This is a genomic window from Pseudoalteromonas sp. Of11M-6 (genome assembly GCF_022347905.1).
Lineage (GTDB): Bacteria > Pseudomonadota > Gammaproteobacteria > Enterobacterales > Alteromonadaceae > Pseudoalteromonas.
The window spans coordinates 23,220-42,800 of record NZ_JAKRFW010000016.1 but is presented as its reverse complement, the minus strand read 5'-3'; the positions used below and the strand labels follow the sequence as shown (position 1 = coordinate 42,800).

Sequence of the window (19,581 nt, the reverse complement as noted above, 5' to 3'; positions counted from 1 at the left end):
TTAAGTAGTAAAAAGGGCTTCACTTGAAGCCCTTTTTGTTTGCTGTTAGTTTGTCTCAAAATTCACTTCGGTATCTTGCGTCAACGTAATGTCTTTTGTTTGATACAAACTAAAATCCGCATCTATCGTTTCGGCATCATCTAAATGACCTAAGCACGAATACCCTACTTTGTAATCTCCAGAACCAATAAATGCTATCTCATATTCACTCTCAGCATCTAAGTTTGCAGTTGCTACTGGCGCTGAGTCTTCATCACTGATGTCGCTTGGCACTGCAACATCGGCTTTATAAAGATAAACAACATGTTTGTACTCTCCGACAAGAGGGGCTAGGTCTGCGTTATCTGCTATACATGCATTTTTCACAGACTCGCTAACCATACCCTCAATCTCGAAACTGGTTAACAGATTTTCCAAACGGACAGCTGTTGGTTTTAGATAAACGGTGTCATCATTTGTGCGCTTCAACAGCGCCTTATTTAAGTCAAACTCCAATACGATTTGGTTTTCACCTTCATTTAACGAGAAGTTATTGAGTTGGATTTCACCCACACCATCATTACCTTTACGGGTTACGGCTAGCGGTGCTTGGCTACCATCTAAAAAACGCACGCTAGAGGTTAAATCAAAATTAGACCCCGCACCACCGTTTACAACATCGGCTCTAATCCACTCATAATCACCGGCATCGATCTCTTGGTCGTTTACAACCAAATAGATATCATCACCCGTATACTCAAGCAGATTGATCTTCATTGGATTACCCTGCGCATCCAAGGTATCAAATGTCACATCTTCTTTTCCAGATGCTCTAAATGTCAGCCGTTGAATAACGAGGTTTACCTCTGCAAGATTATTCACAGCAGCATCTGAAACACCAACACTTACGGTGGTTTTTTGAGTTGGTTGTGAGGTGTTGTTGTCGTTTGAGTCAGAACCTGAACCGCCACCGCATGCAGCGAGTATCATTGCCGAGGCAATCGCTGTTAAAACTGGTTTGTACATGATGTTTTCTCCTCTTCTAAGTCTTAAAGAATAGGAATTGCGCCATGAATAAATAATTAATATAAACGCAATAATTTGAAATACCTTCAAATGCAGTGCAGAAGGTTTGGCATTTTCTTATTAAATGTCATAAGTTTAATGTATCAAACTTATTGGAGTGTGGCCGTGAAGTTTAAACACAAAGTCGTATCCGTCTCTGCGCTTGTGCTGCTTGCAGCATTACTGATCTTATCTGTTATTCAATATATTTCCGTGCAATCAGCAATCAAAGCGCAAGCCGAACAAAGTGTGAATGAAATAATTCAGGGAATTGGTAATACTGTCACTGCGCAAATGAAAGGAGCAACCGATCTCGCCGCTCTTGCTACCAACCTCGTAGCTTCCACTGACACCTTAGACGCGGCCTTCCCTATTCTCTCTCAGCCACAGCTCACAACCTCTTTCCTACTAATAGGTTATGGCGAAGAGCAAACAGGAAAGTATGTCGCTAGCGATCCAAAATGGAACCCAGGTGCAAACTGGGATCCGAGAAAGCGGCCTTGGTATACCGACGCAAAAACTGCACGAAAGCTCATTATCACAGCACCTTACGCTGATGCGGTAAGTAACGAAATCGTGGTATCAATTGGTACACCTGTGTTTAAACAAGGCCAATTTAACGGCGCAATTTTTTACGACGTTAGTTTGGCAAAACTCGGCGAAATGATTAACTCGTTTAACCTGCTAGGCGCAGGCTTTGCCTTTATGGTGAGTAAAGACGGGTCGACTATCTCACACCCTGATGTAAAACTAAATGGTAAGTCTTCTCGTGCATTTCTCGGTGACATAAGTATCTCAGAAAATATCCAATACGTTGAAGTTAACGGCGAAGACAAATTAGTGCAGTTTAAAGAGGTCGAAGGCTTAGATTGGTATTTAGGGGTGATGCTGGATGAAGACACCGTTTTTGCTGCACTTTCACGACTGCAAAGAGATGCAGTCATATTTGCCTTTATTTCTGTGGCACTCGCGACTGTGCTACTTTCTTTTGTGATTAGTTTATTATTAAAGCCACTCGATGAAATCAACACTGCCATGGCTGCTATCGCACGTGGTAATGCAGACTTAACCGTACGATTAAATACCGAGCATGAACCCGAATTTGCAGCACTGGCGCAAAATTTTAATGCCTTTACCAGCAGCTTACAGTCTTTGATAGCGAATATTCAAGGTTTAGGCCATGAGGTATTAAACGATGCTCAACAAACATCTAAGGTCGCAAATAAAGCCAAACTTTCCATTCAAGAGCAATTAGCGAGTATCAAAGTCCTTGATGAAGCAACAACACACATGTCTGCAACTGAGCATCAAGTAACACAATCTGCCCATGAAGCCGCTGAAGCAATTAAAACCACCGATCAAGTTGCTCGCCAAGGAGAAACAATCGTTGCAGAAACAACGGAAACAATTCAAGAGCTATCTAATCAAATCAGTTCGGCAATGACCGTAGTTACTGAGTTAGAAAGCTCGTCTACGGCTATTGAACAAATACTATCTGTTATCAACAGTATCGCCGAGCAAACCAACCTCCTAGCGCTCAATGCAGCCATTGAAGCCGCAAGGGCTGGTGAGTCTGGTCGCGGCTTTGCCGTCGTTGCAGATGAAGTGAGATCGCTTGCACAAAGAACACAAGAAGCCACAACTGAAATCCGTGGAATGATAAGTCAACTGCAGTCGGGTTCTGAAAGCGCGGTCACTGTAATGAAGCAAAGCCAACATTATGTCGATAAAACGGTTGAAAAGGCAGACCAAACCAAAGCCGCGCTTGAAGATATGCGCAGCGCCATTCGCCACATTGTCGATTTGAACTCTCGTATTGCTGATATGCTGAATGAGCAAAATGACATTGTAAATAACGTGAATAGCAGTAGCTCATCAATTCGTGGTATTTCCGAGTCGGTGTATAGCGAAGCTAAGAGCGTTGATGCCACCATGCAGTCTCAAGTAGAAAAGATAACAACCCAAGAACAACTACTAGAGCAATTCAAGGTTTGATTATCGGTAAACTAAACCGTTACTATAGAGACAGTTGTAAAGCGGCGCGATGCCAAGAGATAAAACATGAAAGCGAATTTGCAGGAATTATTTGAACAGTATTTTCAGATAGCTGAACAGGTTCAGATCAACCTCTATCCGGTTGATGACAATATGGTTCCAGAGAACGAATATCAATTAGAAGCTGCAATTCCGCCGCTATTTAAGCTCGCGAACGAAATTAATGAGTTAGATCTTAATGCCCTGCGACCACTTCGTAATCTGGGTGATATTGCCAATGAGTTAGCAGCTTATTTGCAGGCGCAATCACGTAAGATTGATTTAATTATCAGCCACATTCTCGCAACTGAAGAACCTGACGACAGTCATCTATTTTGTGACAGCTACGGCGGTGGCGGCCTGACCGCAACGTTAGAAGCAGATTATGAGGTCGGACAATCATTGCGAACTAAAATATTTTTGCGCAATGAAGCCAGTGCTATCTTTTGCTACTCAGAAGTCATTGCCAAGCAAGATGGTAAATTCACTCTCGCCTTTACCGCTATTAGAGAAGCGGATCAAGAGTTACTCGTACGGGCGAGCTTACACGCCCAGACCAGACAACTTAAGCTAAAGCAGCAAAAAGACCTATAAGGCATTTAACGCATTAGGTGCCTTCTTTAAATGCTCAATTATCTTCATAAAACTTACTGACACACCTGAGGTTAATGATAAACTATAGGCTTATTATTATATGGTGATGATTTAATGAGTTTTACTTTACTCCCAGAATGGGCACCACAAGATGCAATCATGCTTACTTGGCCGCATTCTGATACCGATTGGAGCGACATTCTCAGTGACGTTGAACCTGTGTACGTTGCACTTTGCCAACATATTACCCAAGTTCAAGAAGTCGTTATCGTGGCGCATAATGAAGCGCTAAAACAGCATATCGAAAACTTACTCAGCACAGCTGAGGTTAGCTTAGCTAAGTGTCACTTTGTTGTTACGCCTTGTAATGACACATGGGCCCGTGACCACGGTCCACTTACGACGCAAACAAGTACAGGAAATCTATGTATCAAAGATTTCACCTTTACAGGTTGGGGTAACAAGTTTGCTGCGGATTTAGACAATAAGATCAATCAGCAGCTTGCCAAACAGGTCCTCAACCCAAACTGTACCTTTGAACAGGTCAACGTGGTACTTGAAGGCGGCGGTATTGAGATTAACGAGTCCAATGTCTTATTGACCACTTCAGAGTGTCTGTTGAACCCAAATCGCAATCCACATCTAAGTAAAACCGAATTAGAACTATTGTTGCAAAAAGAATTGGGTGCTGAGTCATTCTTGTGGGTAGATCATGGATACTTAGCCGGTGATGATACTGACAGTCATATCGACACTTTAGTGCGTTTTGCACCGGATAACACCTTGGTATATGTTAAGTGCGATGACAAATTAGACGAGCACTATGATGCCCTCAATAAAATGGAACAGCAGCTACGCACATTCCGCACCCCAAATGGCGCTCCATACCGTTTGATTAGTTTACCTTGGCCTAGTGCTAAGTTTGATAATGAGGGTGAGAGATTACCTGCCACCTATGCAAACTATCTGATCTTGAATAAAACGGTGTTAGTACCTATCTATGGCGATGACAAAGATCAAGAAGCGCTAGACAAAGTCTCTCTTGCCCACCCAGAAAGAACGGTAATTGGCGTTAACTGCCTACCAATCATCCATCAATTCGGTAGCCTGCACTGTATTACGATGCAGTTACCAAAAGGTTTTTTAAGGTAAGTACCATGACTGAAAAAAACATCAAAGTTGGTATTGTTCAACATAGTAACTCTACAGATCTCGTAAATAACTTTGCGAAAACCTGTGACGGTATCCGAAAAGCCGCTAGTCAGGGTGCTAAGCTTATCGTGCTACAAGAATTGCACCGCAGCTTGTATTTTTGCCAGACTGAAGACACCGCTCTCTTCGACTTAGCGGAAACCATTCCAGGCCCAAGCACAGACTCACTAGGCGCACTTGCAAAAGAGCTTAATGTTGTCATCGTTGCGTCGTTATTTGAAAAGCGTGCAACAGGGCTTTATCACAACACCGCTGTTGTACTTGAGTCTGACGGTACGATTGCCGGCAAATACCGTAAAATGCACATTCCCGATGACCCAGGTTTTTATGAAAAGTTTTACTTCACCCCTGGCGACATGGGCTTTACTCCAATTCAGACTTCTGTTGGCAAATTAGGCGTACTGGTGTGTTGGGATCAATGGTTCCCAGAAGGTGCGCGTCTGATGGCGATGGCAGGCGCTGAGTTTTTAATTTACCCAACGGCAATTGGCTGGGATCCTCGCGATGACAAAGCAGAGCAAATCCGTCAACGAGATGCTTGGATAATTGCGCAGCGTGCACATGCAGTTTCTAACGGAGTACCTGTGATTAGCGTTAACCGTGTTGGCCATGAATCAGATCCTTCGGGTCAAAGTGAAGGTATTCAATTCTGGGGCAATTCTTTTGTTACCGGTCCGCAAGGTGAAATGTTATTGCATGCATCTGAAGAAGCTGAGGAAATCTCGGTTGTTGATGTTGATCTTGCACGCAGTGAATCCGTTCGTCGCATCTGGCCGTATTTAAGAGACAGACGAATCGATCACTATCAGGATCTTTGCAAAATTTATCGCGATTAATAAATAGGAGTAATCAATGGCGAATGTGCAATGGAACAATTTACCTTGGGTAAAATCAAACAAGGATAAAATTTCGTGGGGTAATTTGGTTGGCAGTAGCTTATCACTGTGTTTGAGTGAGCACATCCAACAACATGACAACTTAGTTGTACTCGTCACCCCCGACACCCCCTCTGCACTTCGCCTTGAGCATGAACTAGCGTATCTTTTAAAAGATACGCTAGTCATGATGTTTCCTGACTGGGAAACATTACCCTATGATCACTTTTCACCACATCAAGATATTATTTCTCAGCGTCTTGCGACGCTAAATACACTCAAACAGGAAAAGCAATCCGTACTCATCATTCCTGTTTCAACCCTTATGCTACGTACCGCACCACCTAGCTTTATCCACGGCATGAGTCTTCAGGTAAAAAAAGGTGACACAGTAGACGCACAAAGCTTGCGTGATACCTTAACTCAAGCGGGTTATCGTCATGTTCAGCAGGTAATGGAACATGGTGAGTTTGCTGTTCGAGGCTCCATTATCGATTTATACCCCATGGGTAGCCCACTCCCCTTTAGACTAGATTTCTTTGATGATGAGTTAGACTCAATTCGTCATTTTGATATCGAAAGCCAACGCTCAAATGATGAGATTGATGCTATCGATTTATTACCGGCGCACGAATTCCCAACCAATGCAGAAGACATTGAACGCTTTAGAATTAATTACCGCGAAGCGTTTGGCGCAAGTAGTGAAAAAGACAGCATCTATATGCAGGTTAGTAAAGGAAACTGGCCTGCGGGTATAGAGTACTATTTGCCGCTCTTTTTTGATTCGTTAGCGACGGTGTTTGACTATTTGCCTGAAGATACCGTATTTATGCCTTTTGGCGACATTGAATCTGCAGCGCAAACCTTTTGGCAAGACGTATCTAAACGCTACGAAAGCCGCCGGGTTGACCCACTTCGCCCTCTACTTTCACCAGCCAAGCTATATCAGCCAATAGAGACCTTGTTTGAAGGCCTTAACGGCTTCTCTCGAATAAAGCTTAGTCAAGCGATGCTAGGAACCAAAGCGGGCAATAACAATGTCGCAGCGGAATTAATCGACGATGTCCGCATTGAGCATAAACACGCTAATCCATATCAAAAAATCCTCGATTACATCGCTGCTGAGAAAAAGCAAAAGTCTCGGGTATTATTCAGTGTTGAATCAGAGGGCCGACGAGAGTCACTGCTTACCCTATTAAAGCCGACAGGACTAAAGCTTAAGCCTTATAAACGCATTGCAGAGTTTGTCTCTAGCGACTCAGATGTTGGTGTGGTCGTCACTCCACTTGCGACCAGTGTGAAACTACTGGATAAAAAATCGCTGTCTATCATCACCGAACAAGAGCTATTAGGTGTTAAGATCTCCCAAAAGCGCCGTCGAAAACATAAATACGAACAAGGGCAAGATGCGCTGATCCGAAACCTCGCTGAGTTAAAAGAAGGTCAACCTATTGTTCATTTAGATCATGGTGTAGGCCGCTATTTAGGGCTGGAAACCATAGATGCTGCGGGTATTGCTACCGAGTTTGTGACTATCATCTATGCCAATGACGCTAAACTTTATGTGCCAGTCTCTTCACTTCATATGCTCAGTCGTTACTCTGGAGGTGAAGAAGCTTCTGCACCACTTCATAAACTGGGTAATGACGCCTGGGAAAAAGCAAAACGTAAAGCGGCTGAAAAAGTCAGAGATGTTGCAGCTGAACTCCTAGACATATACGCAAAGCGGCAAAGTAAACCGGGTTATGCATTTAAGCTAGATGCGAGTGCCTATCGAGACTTTTCTGATAGCTTCCCATTTGAAGAAACAGACGATCAACGCAATGCAATCACAGCCGTACTTGCAGACATGCAATCAAGCCTAGCAATGGATAGACTCGTTTGTGGTGATGTTGGCTTTGGTAAAACCGAAGTGGCCATGCGTGCTGCATTTGTTGCCGTCAACGATAGCAAACAAGTGGCAGTCTTAGTACCAACTACGCTCCTTGCCCAACAACACTTCGAGAACTTTAAAGACCGTTTTGCCGATCTGCCTGTTGAAGTCGGTGTGCTTTCGCGCTTTAACTCAGCGAAAGAACAAAAAGAGACGTTACAAAAACTTGAAGAAGGCAAAATTGATATTGTAATAGGCACCCATAAGCTTATTCAAGAAAACATCAAGTTCGCCGATTTGGGTTTGTTGATTGTTGACGAAGAACACCGCTTTGGTGTGAGGCAAAAAGAAAAGATTAAGCAGCTTAGAGCGGATGTCGACATTCTTACCCTTACCGCTACCCCAATTCCGCGTACACTGAATATGGCCATGAGTGGTATGCGTGATCTCTCTATTATCGCGACACCGCCAGCCAAACGATTAGCAGTAAAGACCTTTGTGCGAGAGCGCAACGACGAGCTTATTCGCGAAGCAATTCTGCGTGAAATAAAGCGCGGTGGACAGGTTTACTTCCTCCACAATAACGTCGAGACGATAGATAAGGTCACCGCTGATATCTCGGCACTCGTGCCAGACGCTAACGTTACTACTGCCCACGGGCAAATGCGTGAAAAAGAACTTGAGCACTTGATGGGTGAATTCTATCACCAAAAGTATAACGTGCTTGTATGTACAACCATTATTGAAACCGGTATCGATATACCCTCTGCTAATACCATCATTATGGATAGGGCCGATAAACTCGGATTGGCACAATTACATCAGCTTCGCGGCCGTGTAGGACGAAGCCATCACCAAGCATACGCATACCTGCTCACGAAGAATAGCCAAGCCTTAACTAAAGACGCGGTCAAGCGCTTACAAGCCATAGAACAACTCGAAGACTTAGGCGCGGGCTTTGCCCTTGCCACCCACGATTTAGAGATCCGTGGTGCGGGTGAGCTACTGGGAGATGACCAAAGCGGTCAAATTCAAACCGTTGGCTTCACGCTGTATATGGAAATGCTAGAACAAGCAGTTGAAGCCTTAAAAAATGGCAAAGAGCCAACACTCGATAACCTACTTCAGCAGCAAAGTGAGGTTGATCTTAAGTTCCCAGCACTGCTACCGGACGATTACATTCATGATGTAAATATTCGTCTTAGCATGTATAAACGCATCGCAAGCACTAAGTCGCTGGCGGAACTTGATGAGCTGCAAATCGAATTAATCGACCGTTTTGGACTGCTTCCAGATGCGGCGAAAAACCTTTTTGCGGTGCAGTCTGTTAAGCTAAAGGCAACTCAATTGGGCATTAACAAGGTCGAAGCAAACCCCAAAGGTGGCTTCTTTGAGTTCAGTAGTCATACAAAAGTTAACCCAACATTCATCATAGGATTGATACAAAGTAGCCCGTCAACCTATAGAATGGAAGGCGCGAATAAACTGAAGTTCCTGATCGAAGAAAAAAATGGCCAAGAGAGATTAAAACTGGTTAATGCGATGATTGATGACTTTGAGAAAAAGGCTGTAGCATGAAAACAATAAAAAGTCTGGCCATCCTAGCGGCTTTGGTAAGTAGCGCGTCTGCACATGCCACCCGTTGGTTTGAAGTAGAAATGATAGCATTTGAGCAAGAGCCTAGTTTCTCTTTGCGAGAAGACTTTAGTATTGAACCTGAACCGCTCAATAAAAAAACCATCAAGTCACTATTATTCGACGGTTTTAATACCACCGGCTATAAACTATGCTTGGAAGGCAGTGAGCAGTTTGCTGAGCAAGATTTTATTCGAGGATTAACGTCGGGCGCGCACTCCAGCTCTTGCGATCCAGATGCAAACTATGTTGAAAAATTCGACACTTTGCCTCTTTCACCGCAAGTTGAGCCACAAGAACATATGGACTCAATTTATTTATTGAATGAGTCACAGTTTAATTTTTCTAACAAAATTGCCGAGTTAAAACGTAAAGGACTCAAGCCACTGTTGCACACTGGTTGGCGATTCCCTGAACAAAGTAACAAGCGTGCTCCCAACATCGAAATTATTGCTGGCAAACAGTTTGCGCCACCATCCAGTTATAGCGTAACTGAAAATGACGATCAGTTTTCGTCACTATCGAAGCGCTTTAATATTCAAGAATCAAAAGAGCAAGTGCATTGGCAACTTGAAGGCTTGATTAAAATTCACGTGAGACACTACCTTTACGTGACCACGGATTTAGATTTAAAGTACGAAGACGGCAACGACATTCGTACTGCTCGTATGTCCCAATATACACGCGTGTATAGCGGCGACATACATTACTTAGATCACCCTAAACTTGGGGTCATCTTTCAAATAAGAAAATACAAACATTAGACGGGCAACCCTATGAAAAAATTACTAACTGCTGCTGCGCTACTTACCCTAGTCGGCTGTTCTAAAGTAAGTTTAGAAAACTACAACAAAATAGAAGTGGGCATGGACAAAGCTGAAGTTGAGAGTATTCTTGGCTCTGCTGATAACTGTGAAGAGAAAACACTACATACCAATTGTATTTGGGGAAGCGAAGACAAGCATATTAAAGTAACGCTACTTTCTGACAAAGTCACCCTTTATTCAAAGAAAGGGTTAAACTAACCACAACTCAGTGCTTTATCGTTTATGTGATAGAGCACTCTAGTGTTGAGTTCCGAGAAACAACTTAAGCTAAACCTAAAAAATCGTGTAAATTTCATATAGTACTAATCAAAATCACAATTTAGGAAAAGCGAAAGGTATTCCTTCAAATTCGCTTCGCAACAAAACCACCAGAGTAAAGTGGAATAAAGAGCACACATGTAGGCAAGTTTAATAACGATTTGTCTTAATACTTACTCAATCTGTAGGAGCGAATCTGAAGCTAACTGCGTTAAGAACTTCTTATTTAGAACAACTAAATAGAAAAGCTTTTGGCTTCCCTAGATGGATGTAGGTACCTTGGAGAGTAGTTGGATGTATCAGTGGTATTATCGGCAAATATCACTTAATTAAGCAAATTGGTATAAGTGAAAGTTTATGAAAAAAAGAGTACTACTTTGAGTACTCTTTTCTCGTATTTAGATTAGAAATTATATTTCAAATTCACAAACACTTTACGACCCCAAGGATCATAGAGTGAAGAGTTTGCACCTCGGCCATCTACGTAATCTGGTAGAATTTTGTCGAATACGTTTCTAAACCCAACCTCTACTGAAGCTTTGTCGAAGCGATACTTAGCAGAAATGTCATGCGTTATAAAGCTACCAGTATATGAATGCTCCTGGTCTTCTTTCGACTCACCTCTTTCTTCTCCAGACTCAGTCAGTGTATCTTCTAAATCAATCAAAGCTGAGCGATCAATAAATCTTGCATACCATGTTGCAGACCAGTTATCTTGAGCATAAGTTGCTCTGAACGTGCTTTGCCATTCTGGATCACCAAGCTCGCCATGTTCGCGCTTTACAAGCTCAGGGCGGTTTTGGAATTGGAATGTATTTCTTTCGATCAAATGACTAACAAACCACTTTAATTTCAGATCACCAGGAAGTCCAATAGATGTCAGATCTGTATTATAATGAATATCAGCTTCAACACCTTTAACTTTTAGTTTAGCTGTATTTAAGTAACCAGACTCAACACGCGTAATTGACATAGTAGCCGGATCGCGAGTTACTTGTCCGCAGAAGACAGTATCTAGATCAGGACCATCTACACAGTTATCCGCTACGGTTTGTATTGTTAGCGATTGAATTGCGTCTGTGATCTCAATATCAAAGTAATCAATACTCGCCGACAGCCCCTCAATTGGCGTGAATACAAAGCCTAAAGTTAACGACTCAGCTTCTTCTGGGTTGAGATTTGGGTTACCGCCTGTAAGCGTCTCTTTTGATACATTATCTTCAGCTTGGAAATTAGCCGGGATCCCTAATGCCGCACAGTTCTTGACACGGTTTGGGTTATCGGAAATATTATCGACGTCACATGGATCGGTAACTCGACCAAAACCTGGTGATCTTGGAGAGAACGACTCTGCAATGTTTGGTGCTCTAACCGCTTCGCCGAAAGTACCACGTAAGCTATAGCCTTCTAATGGAGACCACATAAAACCAACTTTCCAAGCATCAGCTTCACCGGTATGTGAGTAATCAGCTCTTCTGAACGCTGCATCAACAGAAAGTTCATGTGCTAAAAATACATCAGCCAAAATTGGTAGGCGTGTCTCGACGAACCATTCTGATACATCATACTCGCCATATACATTTGGTGTAGCAGAATTTGATAATACATTTGAACGAGTTAATTCATCGGTGATAGTCTCTGACGACTCCCAACGCTTCTCATAACCAAACGCAAATCCAACTGCACCACCTTGTAATTCAAAAAACTCAGCGGTATCGAACGATGCAGAGCCTCCCACGAAACGCTGTTTCACAGCATCGCTTCTGGTAACATCGGCTGTGATCCAATCCATAGCTTCAGCTGAGGCTTGGCCAAATCCAAATGGATTGTAAGGTACACATCCGCCAATATTTACTGTCTCAGGACTCTGGTAACCTTCCGGCTGAGCTTCAGAAACATTGCTACGGCAGTCTGCTTTACCCGTATTCGGATCGATCACCGCATCGATTGCTGCCGCCCAATTCCCCAAAATTAAATCATTTTCAGTAATTCGGTCATTTTCAGTGCGGCCGTATGAGTAATACACATCGTAATCAAATATTGTGTCACTCAGAGTAAAGGCACCACGTAACCCAGACATAAGCGTAAACGTTTCTCGTTTGTTTTTAGCCGAACGGTTACCAATTTCGTCTAGAAATTTATTAATTTGAACTTCTTCTAGTCCACGATCTGCAAATACTTTCTTATCTGCAGCAGATAAGTAAGGGTTATCTGCCACTTTGATTCTATTTTGGCCAAATCGAAAACTTGGCTGGAATTGTTGAGCGATATCAGAGCGAACGTACTTGAAATCACCATAAAGCTCTACATTATCGTTAAAGGCATAGTTAAACAACGCCCCTGTTGAAACTTTGTCACGCTGAGGAAGATAGTTCACATAGTCTTCAGGAGAGAAACAATATTTACAACCATCAGGGAAGCTTGCAAACGCACTATTGGCGAATAACCCTCGAGTTGGCATGAACTCACCAATGCCGTCATTCGAGAATGTGTAGTTAATACCGCCACCTCTCAATACACCATTAGGGCTAACATACTCCGACACAACGTTTGGAACCCAAAGCTCATCAAAGATCCCGTCATCTTCACCAGTATTTTCAGGATTTGGCATATGACCACCAAGATTGAAGTTTGGCATATCTTTTGTCATAACTTCTTCTATGGTGTCTTTTGTTACGAAAAAGGTTACATTCCCTTTGCCGTCCTCTGAATTCACACCACCAACTAAACTATATGCGCTATTTTTACTGCCCACGCCCTCTGTTGAGTCGCTGTAACTAGCGCTTAGCTCTAGACCTTCAAAATCTTTCTTCAAGATAATGTTAACAACACCTGATACCGCATCAGAGCCATAAACTGCTGACGCACCACCAGTTGTCACTTCAACTGTTTTAATCAATGCGGAAGGTATAGTCGATAGGTCAACTGTAGAAGAACCGGCTTCACCCGAAACATGTCTCTTACCATTAACGAGCACAAGGGTTCTATCTACTCCAAGCCTTCTCAAATCTACAGTACTCATACCTGCAGAACCGTTACTATTTGAGTTGGCTCGAATTGTTCCGGTCGCACCAATCGCAGGTAATTCTGCAAGTACAGAAGCTAGGTCTGGAATACCCGCTTGTTCAATTTCCTCACCAGTTATTGAAATAATGGGCGCTGGTTGACTCAACTCAAAACGGGCAATACGTGAACCTGTAATCTGAATCTTTTCAACTTTATCAAGTGATTCATCTGAAGCAACTTCTTCTGCAATCGCTGTTGATGCAATGATACCTGTCAATGAGATGGCTAATGCAGAGTGAATAGCTTTACTCAGTTTGCTTTTTTTCATATAGACTTTCCCTAATTATACTTTTTCTTTGAGACAAAATTAGTCTCGCGATCAGATTAACTTAATTTAAAAAAAAGCAAATACAACCAAACGCAATTTCCATTATCCCCAAAAAGTGTACAAATTTATTTTTACACTTTTACTACACAGAGCTAACCCGCATCCATTGTTAATTAGTTGAAAAAATACCATTTTAGTCATCCCACCCACTCTAGTAATCGTAAAGAAATAAATACGAAGTACAATTATTGTAATGGGATCTTTTTAATATTTTTTTGCAAAATAATTAGCAGTTGCTTCTTAAGCTATATTCAAATTATCTTTTATATACAAAGAGTTAGAATGTAGAAATGCAGATAATATCTAATAAACTTTCGCTCAATTTGAAGGAACGAATCTGACGCTAAATCCGTTAAGAACTTCCTACTTAGAATAGAGTTTTTTGCCTACATGAATGTAGATACTTTGACGATAGCTGGTGACGTAGCAGTGTTATCGAAAAGGCTTTCTTGCTTCAGAATAGCTCTCTAAATTAAGCAAACAGGTATTACAAGTTTGCTTTCACGGTGGTTTACATATATATATGGCGGGAAATAAAAAAGGGCCGTAAAGGCCCTTTACAACAAGTAGAAACTAGCAAAAACAAGGACTAGCGCATTGCCATCATCATTTTAGCCGGTTCCTCTAGGAAGGTTTTCCATAAATTATTGAAACGTGCGATCGTGCCACCATCAATAATACGATGGTCGCCAGACCAACTTACTTGCATGATAGAGCGCGCAACTACATTACCTTGTGCATCGAAGCGTGGTAACTGCTGCACTTTGCCAAGCGCGACGATAGCAACTTCTGGTTTATTAATAATCGGTGTAGCAACCGTGCCACCAATCGCCCCTATATTTGAGATTGAGATAGTACCGCCTTTCAGTGAATCAGGAGATACACGCCCTTCTCTCGCCGCTTCTGTCAGCTCAGTAACAGACTGGGCAACTTCTACAATCGATTTGCTTTGGCAAGATTTAATATTTGGTACAAGAAGACCGAGCTTGCTGTCCACCGCCATACCAATATTGTGGTCATCAAAATAAGTGATTTCCGTACAGTCATCATTTACTTTTGCATTCAAAATTGGGAATTCGTTGATTGCAAGTGACAACGCCTTGATAAAAAATGGCATCATCGTCAGCTTCACGCCTTGTTTGGCATATTGCTCTTTCAAAGCACCACGAAGTGCAATTAAATCGGTTAAGTCAATCTCGTCACAGTAAGTGAAATGTGGGATCGTCGAAACAGAGGCCACCATCTGTTTGGCCATCGCCGCTTTCATACCACGTAGAGGCTCAACTCTTTTACCACCTTCTGAGGTAGGAGCCGGCTTTTGTGTTTGAGACTGTATCGTTGTGTTAGCTTCATTCGTGGTCGAAGCACCACTTACACCGTGCTCAAGGAAATGTTCGATGTCCTCTTTATACACACGACCATTTTTACCAGAGCCTGGTACTTCAGAGAGGTCAACACCAACTTCGCGCGCCTTGCGGCGTACTGCCGGAGAGGCAATCGCTTTACCATTTTTCGGTAAACTACGCGTAGCCTCATCGTTTGCAGTAGCAGCTTGTACTGTACTTTCTTTAGGCTTGTGGACATCAGCGATTGGATCGTCTGATTTTCCGGCGTGAGATGACGCCAACTTCATTTGAAATAGCGGACTATGCACCTGTGCTATTTCACCTTTTTGATAATAGAGTTTTTCAACAATACCATCGTACTTGGCTGGAATTTGCACTAGCGCCTTGTCAGTCATTACATCACAAACGGCCTGATCTTCTTTGATTTCATCGCCTTCAGCAACAAGCCATTCAACGATTTCGCACTCAACAATGCCTTCACCAATATCAGGTAAGATAAAGTCTTCAAGTACAGCACTTGTTGAAGTAGTTGGCGAGGACTGAGGTGCCGATTGCTCCGGCTGAGCAGCTTGCTCGCCGGCAACATCCATTGCAAACAAAGGCTCATGCACCTTTGCAATTTCACCTTTTTCGTAATGCAGCTTAATGATCACACCGTCATGTACCGCAGGGATCTGCACTAGTGCCTTATCCGTCATTACGTCACAAATAGGTTGATCTTCTTTTACTTCGTCACCAACAGCCACCAACCACTCGACGATTTCGCACTCTACGATGCCTTCACCAATATCTGGTAAGATAAATTCTTTAGCCATAACTTATCCTTAAAATTCCATAGAACGTTTGATAGCGGCGAACACTTTCAGTGCATCTGGCACATACTCTTTTTCAAGTGCTAGAGGGTATGGCGTATCTAATCCACAAACTCGCTCAATTGGAGATTCTAAATGCAGGAAACACTCTTTTTGTATGGTTGCTGCGATCTCAGCACCAAAACCATTTGTGATTGGCGCTTCGTGGCTCACGACCAAACGACCCGTTTTAACCACTGACTTGGCTACCGTATCCATATCCCAAGGAAGAATACTTCTTAAGTCGATTATTTCACAGCTAATACCCGCTTCTTCAGCTTTTTGTGCCGCTTGTTCGATGATTTCCATCTGCGCGCCCCAAGCCAATAGCGTTATGTCAGTACCTTCTTTAATTACTTCAGCTTTACCAAGCTCAATGCTGTAATCTTCTTCTGGCACTTCACCAACAGAAGCGCGATATAAGCGCTTAGGTTCAAAGAAAATAACCGGGTTATCATCTTTAATGGCAGCACGCAGTAGGCCTTTTGCTTGATACGGGTTACGCGGTACTACAATTTTAAGACCAGGTGTATGTGCAAAGTAAGCTTCTGGTGATTGTGAATGATATAGACCACCTGCAATACCGCCACCGTATGGCGTACGAATTGTTAAGTTACCCACATCAAACTCATTACCTGAGCGATAACGGAACTTGGCCGACTCGTTCACGATTTGGTCAAATGCCGGGAAGATATAATCCGCAAATTGAATTTCAGCAAGCGCAGGAGCACCAAACGCTGCAAGACCATTGGCAAAACCCAAAATACCTTGCTCGGTCAATGGCGTATTAAAAACACGGTGTTTACCATATTTTTCTTGAAGGCCTGAAGTTGCTCGGAATACACCTCCAAAGTAGCCGACGTCTTCACCAAAAATACAGGCCTGTGGATGCTCCGCCATCGTGATATCTAGCGCCGAATTAATGGCGTGTAGCATGTTCATTTTAGCCATTATTTAATTCTCCCTGCTGTGACTGGGTATGCGTCTGGATAAGCTTTAATATGCGCTTTCAATTCATCATATTGTTTCTGCAGCGATGGAATTGGCGTGTCATAAACATCTGAGACCAGATCTTCTAATGCAGGCTTCTGTACTTTTTCTGCAACCTTCAATGCAGCCAAGATATCTTCACGGATTTTCTCTTTTTCCGCATCATCTTGGGCTTCATCCAGCCAACCTTGTTTTAGAAGCCATTGCTTAAATCGATTTACTGGGCAACTATTTTTAAATTCAGCTTCTTCGTCTTTAGTACGGTAACCAGACGGATCATCAGATGTTGAATGTGCACCCAAACGATATGCGATAGACTCAATCATCACAGGCTCACCGTTTTCAACTGCGATTTTACGCGCGGCTTGTGTTGCGGCGTAAACGGCAAGCGCATCAGCACCATCCACACGGATGGTCTTAATACCATAGCCCACACCGCGAGCGGCAATACCATCACCTTTGAACTGTTCATCCGCAGGTGTTGAAATCGCATAGCCATTATTACGTGCATAAAAGATGACCGGTGAACCATGCACCGCGGCCATGTTTAGTCCAGCGTGGAAATCACCTTCTGACGCAGCACCTTCGCCAAAATAGCAAATCGTGACGTTGTCAATTTCAGACGTTAGCTCGCCAGTTTCTTTATCAATGTGTTTTAGCTTTTGGCCGTATGCATAGCCCGTTGCTTGAGGAATTTGCGTTCCTAGCGGCGACGAAATAGTCAAGTAATGTAATTCTTTAGAACCATAATGCACAGGCATTTGACGGCCCTTGCCTAAGTCCTTCTCATTCGAGAATAGCTGATTCATGAACTGCTCAAGCGAAAAACCACGATAGTGAATTGCGGCTTGCTCTCGGTACTGAGCCATGATCATGTCATCTTCTTTAAGCGCTGCAGCACTTGCCGTAACAGCGGCTTCTTCGCCAAGACATTGCATGTAGAAGCTAATACGTCCTTGACGCTGAGCCCCTTGCATACGCTCGTCAAGTAAACGGATAAACCGCATTGTTGAGTAAATTCTTAATGCCGTTTCTTTATCAATATCTGGTGCTGTTGCACCGTCTAAAACATCGCCTTGGTCACTTAAAATCTTTAATGTAGGGATATTGAGTGCATGACCATCTATAAATTCCAGCGCGTGGCTGATATTTAAGGATATATTATTGGGGTTAGTCATAACCTACCTTCTCTTGTTGTCATAACAAACTTACGGAGTTCAAACCCGACTTTCTCATACGAGATCTGGCTTCAGATTGCGTAAGACGAAAAGAGTCTTAACTCACCTCGCATTTATGATTGTGTTAATTGGTCTTGATCACATTCGTGGTTAGTATGAATAACTGGTCTAACAACTTATCAAAGACTGAATAATATTTGCGATTTAAGTAAGTAAATTAAATTAAAGCGTTTCAACTTTACGTTAACGTAAACGGTTATTCAACTAATCCTAGATGAATAACCGTGAAAATGCATCAATGTTTTTGGAAAGATTTTGATACGAAGGCAAGTAGAATTTTACATCTATGATTTATATAAAGTTTCCATCAACCTCTAACGGGATAACCGTTAGTAATGCACGTTGCCCCAAAGCAACATTGGCATTTGGGAAGATAATAGCTTCCCCCTCAACTTCAGCGAAATATTGCTTATCTCCGTCCGTCGCTAGTAATTCACCTTTCGAAAAGCCTGTAAAATTCTCAGCAGAATCAGCGAATGGAAAAGAAAATTCGGCTTGAGTACGATTGATTGTACGATGAACCTTAAACAGCTCGAACTCATCTGCATTAAATTCTTTATATTCTACTTTTTCTTGGCTAATTAATGCTTTTAGCGTTTCTTTGGTTTTTGCAAAGCTTGCCATGTTATTCTCACCAAATGGCTTAACCTGTCCAAGTTCGATAGTAAAAGCGTCGGCCCCAAACTGATAAGAAGAAAAATAACTAAATGTCGTAGCAGCCGAGCGCATCATTAATACAGTGTTGACACCGCATGACAATAAAAATTGCAGCTGCGATTTCTTCCACGGCTTACCATGTAAAAATGGATAGACTGCAAACTTTTCGTTTTTAGATCCTCGAATAGCAGTGTGAAGGTCGTAATGACATCGATAGCGCTCACCGCTTCCCTGTTCAAAGAAAGCCCTAACATAACCTTCTAGTTTTTGCGCTCGGACCTTTTCTGGATTATCTGATTCTTGATTATGTGCGCCGTTAAATAGGCGGTTTAGATTTTCATCGACAAAACGCTGCCCAATATTAATGGATTTCGGGTTGCCAAAAATAAATAACACCCGTTGTGCCAACGCTAGTCTGCCAGTAATAATATGTTGGATAAGCTCATCACATATCTCAATTGGCGCGGTTTCATTGCCGTGCACAGCGCTCGATAGCACAATATCTTTCGTTGTTTCACCTACAGGCGTAAACTGGATCACACCAGTATCATGGACTTCCACCAAAGTACCGTTGTCTAAAGTGAAGTTCACGGGTTCCAGTGTAAATTCGTTATTTCTTGTGATAGTAAGAAAGTCACCGCTTTGTTTTAATTCTGCTAAGTACGTCATAATTCCAAATTGATGTTGTTGAGTAATACCAATTATCTTAATTAAGTGATCTATTTTGAGGCGAGAAAATCTTGTCGATAACAA

General features: G+C 42.5%; 13 protein-coding genes. 7 read left to right on the top strand and 6 right to left on the bottom strand.

Annotation, left to right across the window (positions count from 1 at the left end):
• Positions 1–45: 45 nt before the first annotated feature.
• Positions 46–1,005, bottom strand: coding sequence for a DUF4382 domain-containing protein (locus MHN32_RS10480; RefSeq protein WP_239421676.1), 960 nt, complete (start codon positions 1,003–1,005; stop codon positions 46–48).
• 165 nt (positions 1,006–1,170) lie between these two features.
• Between MHN32_RS10480 and MHN32_RS10475 the strand changes: the two genes are divergently transcribed.
• The 7 genes from MHN32_RS10475 to MHN32_RS10445 all read left to right on the top strand — a co-directional run bounded on the left by MHN32_RS10475 (position 1,171) and on the right by MHN32_RS10445 (position 10,292).
• Positions 1,171–3,039 carry a methyl-accepting chemotaxis protein gene (locus MHN32_RS10475; RefSeq protein ID WP_206472912.1) on the top strand — a complete coding sequence of 623 codons (1,869 nt, stop codon included), beginning with the start codon at positions 1,171–1,173 and terminating at the stop codon, positions 3,037–3,039.
• 66 nt (positions 3,040–3,105) lie between these two features.
• On the top strand, positions 3,106–3,672 hold the full coding sequence (locus MHN32_RS10470) for a PilZ domain-containing protein (RefSeq protein WP_239421675.1): 567 nt from the start codon (positions 3,106–3,108) through the stop codon (positions 3,670–3,672).
• A gap of 114 nt (positions 3,673–3,786) precedes the next feature.
• Positions 3,787–4,824 (top strand): agmatine deiminase family protein, encoded by a 1,038-nt coding sequence (locus tag MHN32_RS10465; RefSeq protein ID WP_239421674.1) that lies wholly within the window; start codon positions 3,787–3,789, stop codon positions 4,822–4,824.
• 5 nt (positions 4,825–4,829) lie between these two features.
• On the top strand, positions 4,830–5,720 hold the full coding sequence (locus MHN32_RS10460; protein WP_010604726.1) for a carbon-nitrogen hydrolase: 891 nt from the start codon (positions 4,830–4,832) through the stop codon (positions 5,718–5,720).
• A gap of 16 nt (positions 5,721–5,736) precedes the next feature.
• Positions 5,737–9,210, top strand: a complete 3,474-nt coding sequence (gene mfd / locus MHN32_RS10455; RefSeq protein ID WP_239421673.1) for a transcription-repair coupling factor — start codon at positions 5,737–5,739, stop codon at positions 9,208–9,210.
• Positions 9,207–10,031 carry a CsiV family protein gene (locus MHN32_RS10450; RefSeq protein ID WP_239421672.1) on the top strand — a complete coding sequence of 275 codons (825 nt, stop codon included), beginning with the start codon at positions 9,207–9,209 and terminating at the stop codon, positions 10,029–10,031. Before mfd ends, MHN32_RS10450 begins: the two co-directional genes overlap by 4 nt.
• A 12-nt stretch (positions 10,032–10,043) precedes the next feature.
• Positions 10,044–10,292, top strand: coding sequence for a hypothetical protein (locus tag MHN32_RS10445; protein WP_010604723.1), 249 nt, complete (start codon positions 10,044–10,046; stop codon positions 10,290–10,292).
• Between the two features lie 463 nt (positions 10,293–10,755).
• On the opposite strand, the gene MHN32_RS10440 is transcribed toward MHN32_RS10445, so the two are convergent.
• From MHN32_RS10440 to astE, 5 genes are all read right to left on the bottom strand, one after another.
• Positions 10,756–13,686, bottom strand: coding sequence for a TonB-dependent receptor (locus MHN32_RS10440; protein WP_235367445.1), 2,931 nt, complete (start codon positions 13,684–13,686; stop codon positions 10,756–10,758).
• 649 nt (positions 13,687–14,335) lie between these two features.
• Entirely contained in the window at positions 14,336–15,907 is a 1,572-nt protein-coding gene (locus MHN32_RS10435; RefSeq protein WP_239421671.1) for a dihydrolipoyllysine-residue acetyltransferase, read from the bottom strand.
• 9 nt (positions 15,908–15,916) lie between these two features.
• The gene (locus MHN32_RS10430) at positions 15,917–16,894 is read right to left on the bottom strand and encodes an alpha-ketoacid dehydrogenase subunit beta (RefSeq protein WP_010604720.1); all 978 of its coding nucleotides are present in this window, start codon (positions 16,892–16,894) and stop codon (positions 15,917–15,919) included.
• Entirely contained in the window at positions 16,894–18,111 is a 1,218-nt protein-coding gene (locus MHN32_RS10425; RefSeq protein ID WP_010372716.1) for a thiamine pyrophosphate-dependent dehydrogenase E1 component subunit alpha, read from the bottom strand. The genes MHN32_RS10430 and MHN32_RS10425 overlap by 1 nt, the downstream gene beginning before the upstream one ends.
• Positions 18,112–18,462: 351 nt before the next feature.
• Positions 18,463–19,497 (bottom strand): succinylglutamate desuccinylase, encoded by a 1,035-nt coding sequence (astE, locus tag MHN32_RS10420; protein WP_239421670.1) that lies wholly within the window; start codon positions 19,495–19,497, stop codon positions 18,463–18,465.
• Positions 19,498–19,581: the final 84 nt, after the last annotated feature.

Bases quoted from the DNA above. Each gene is read 5' to 3' on its own strand.
- MHN32_RS10480 (WP_239421676.1), bottom strand. From the start codon at position 1,005: ATGTACAAACCAGTTTTAACAGCGATTGCCTCGGCAATGATACTCGCT.
- MHN32_RS10470 (WP_239421675.1), top strand. From the start codon at position 3,106: ATGAAAGCGAATTTGCAGGAATTATTTGAACAGTATTTTCAGATAGCT.
- MHN32_RS10465 (WP_239421674.1), top strand. From the start codon at position 3,787: ATGAGTTTTACTTTACTCCCAGAATGGGCACCACAAGATGCAATCATG.
- MHN32_RS10460 (WP_010604726.1), top strand. From the start codon at position 4,830: ATGACTGAAAAAAACATCAAAGTTGGTATTGTTCAACATAGTAACTCT.
- mfd (WP_239421673.1), top strand. From the start codon at position 5,737: ATGGCGAATGTGCAATGGAACAATTTACCTTGGGTAAAATCAAACAAG.
- MHN32_RS10450 (WP_239421672.1), top strand. From the start codon at position 9,207: ATGAAAACAATAAAAAGTCTGGCCATCCTAGCGGCTTTGGTAAGTAGC.
- MHN32_RS10445 (WP_010604723.1), top strand. From the start codon at position 10,044: ATGAAAAAATTACTAACTGCTGCTGCGCTACTTACCCTAGTCGGCTGT.
- MHN32_RS10440 (WP_235367445.1), bottom strand. From the start codon at position 13,686: ATGAAAAAAAGCAAACTGAGTAAAGCTATTCACTCTGCATTAGCCATC.
- MHN32_RS10435 (WP_239421671.1), bottom strand. From the start codon at position 15,907: ATGGCTAAAGAATTTATCTTACCAGATATTGGTGAAGGCATCGTAGAG.
- MHN32_RS10430 (WP_010604720.1), bottom strand. From the start codon at position 16,894: ATGGCTAAAATGAACATGCTACACGCCATTAATTCGGCGCTAGATATC.
- MHN32_RS10425 (WP_010372716.1), bottom strand. From the start codon at position 18,111: ATGACTAACCCCAATAATATATCCTTAAATATCAGCCACGCGCTGGAA.
- astE (WP_239421670.1), bottom strand. From the start codon at position 19,497: ATGACGTACTTAGCAGAATTAAAACAAAGCGGTGACTTTCTTACTATC.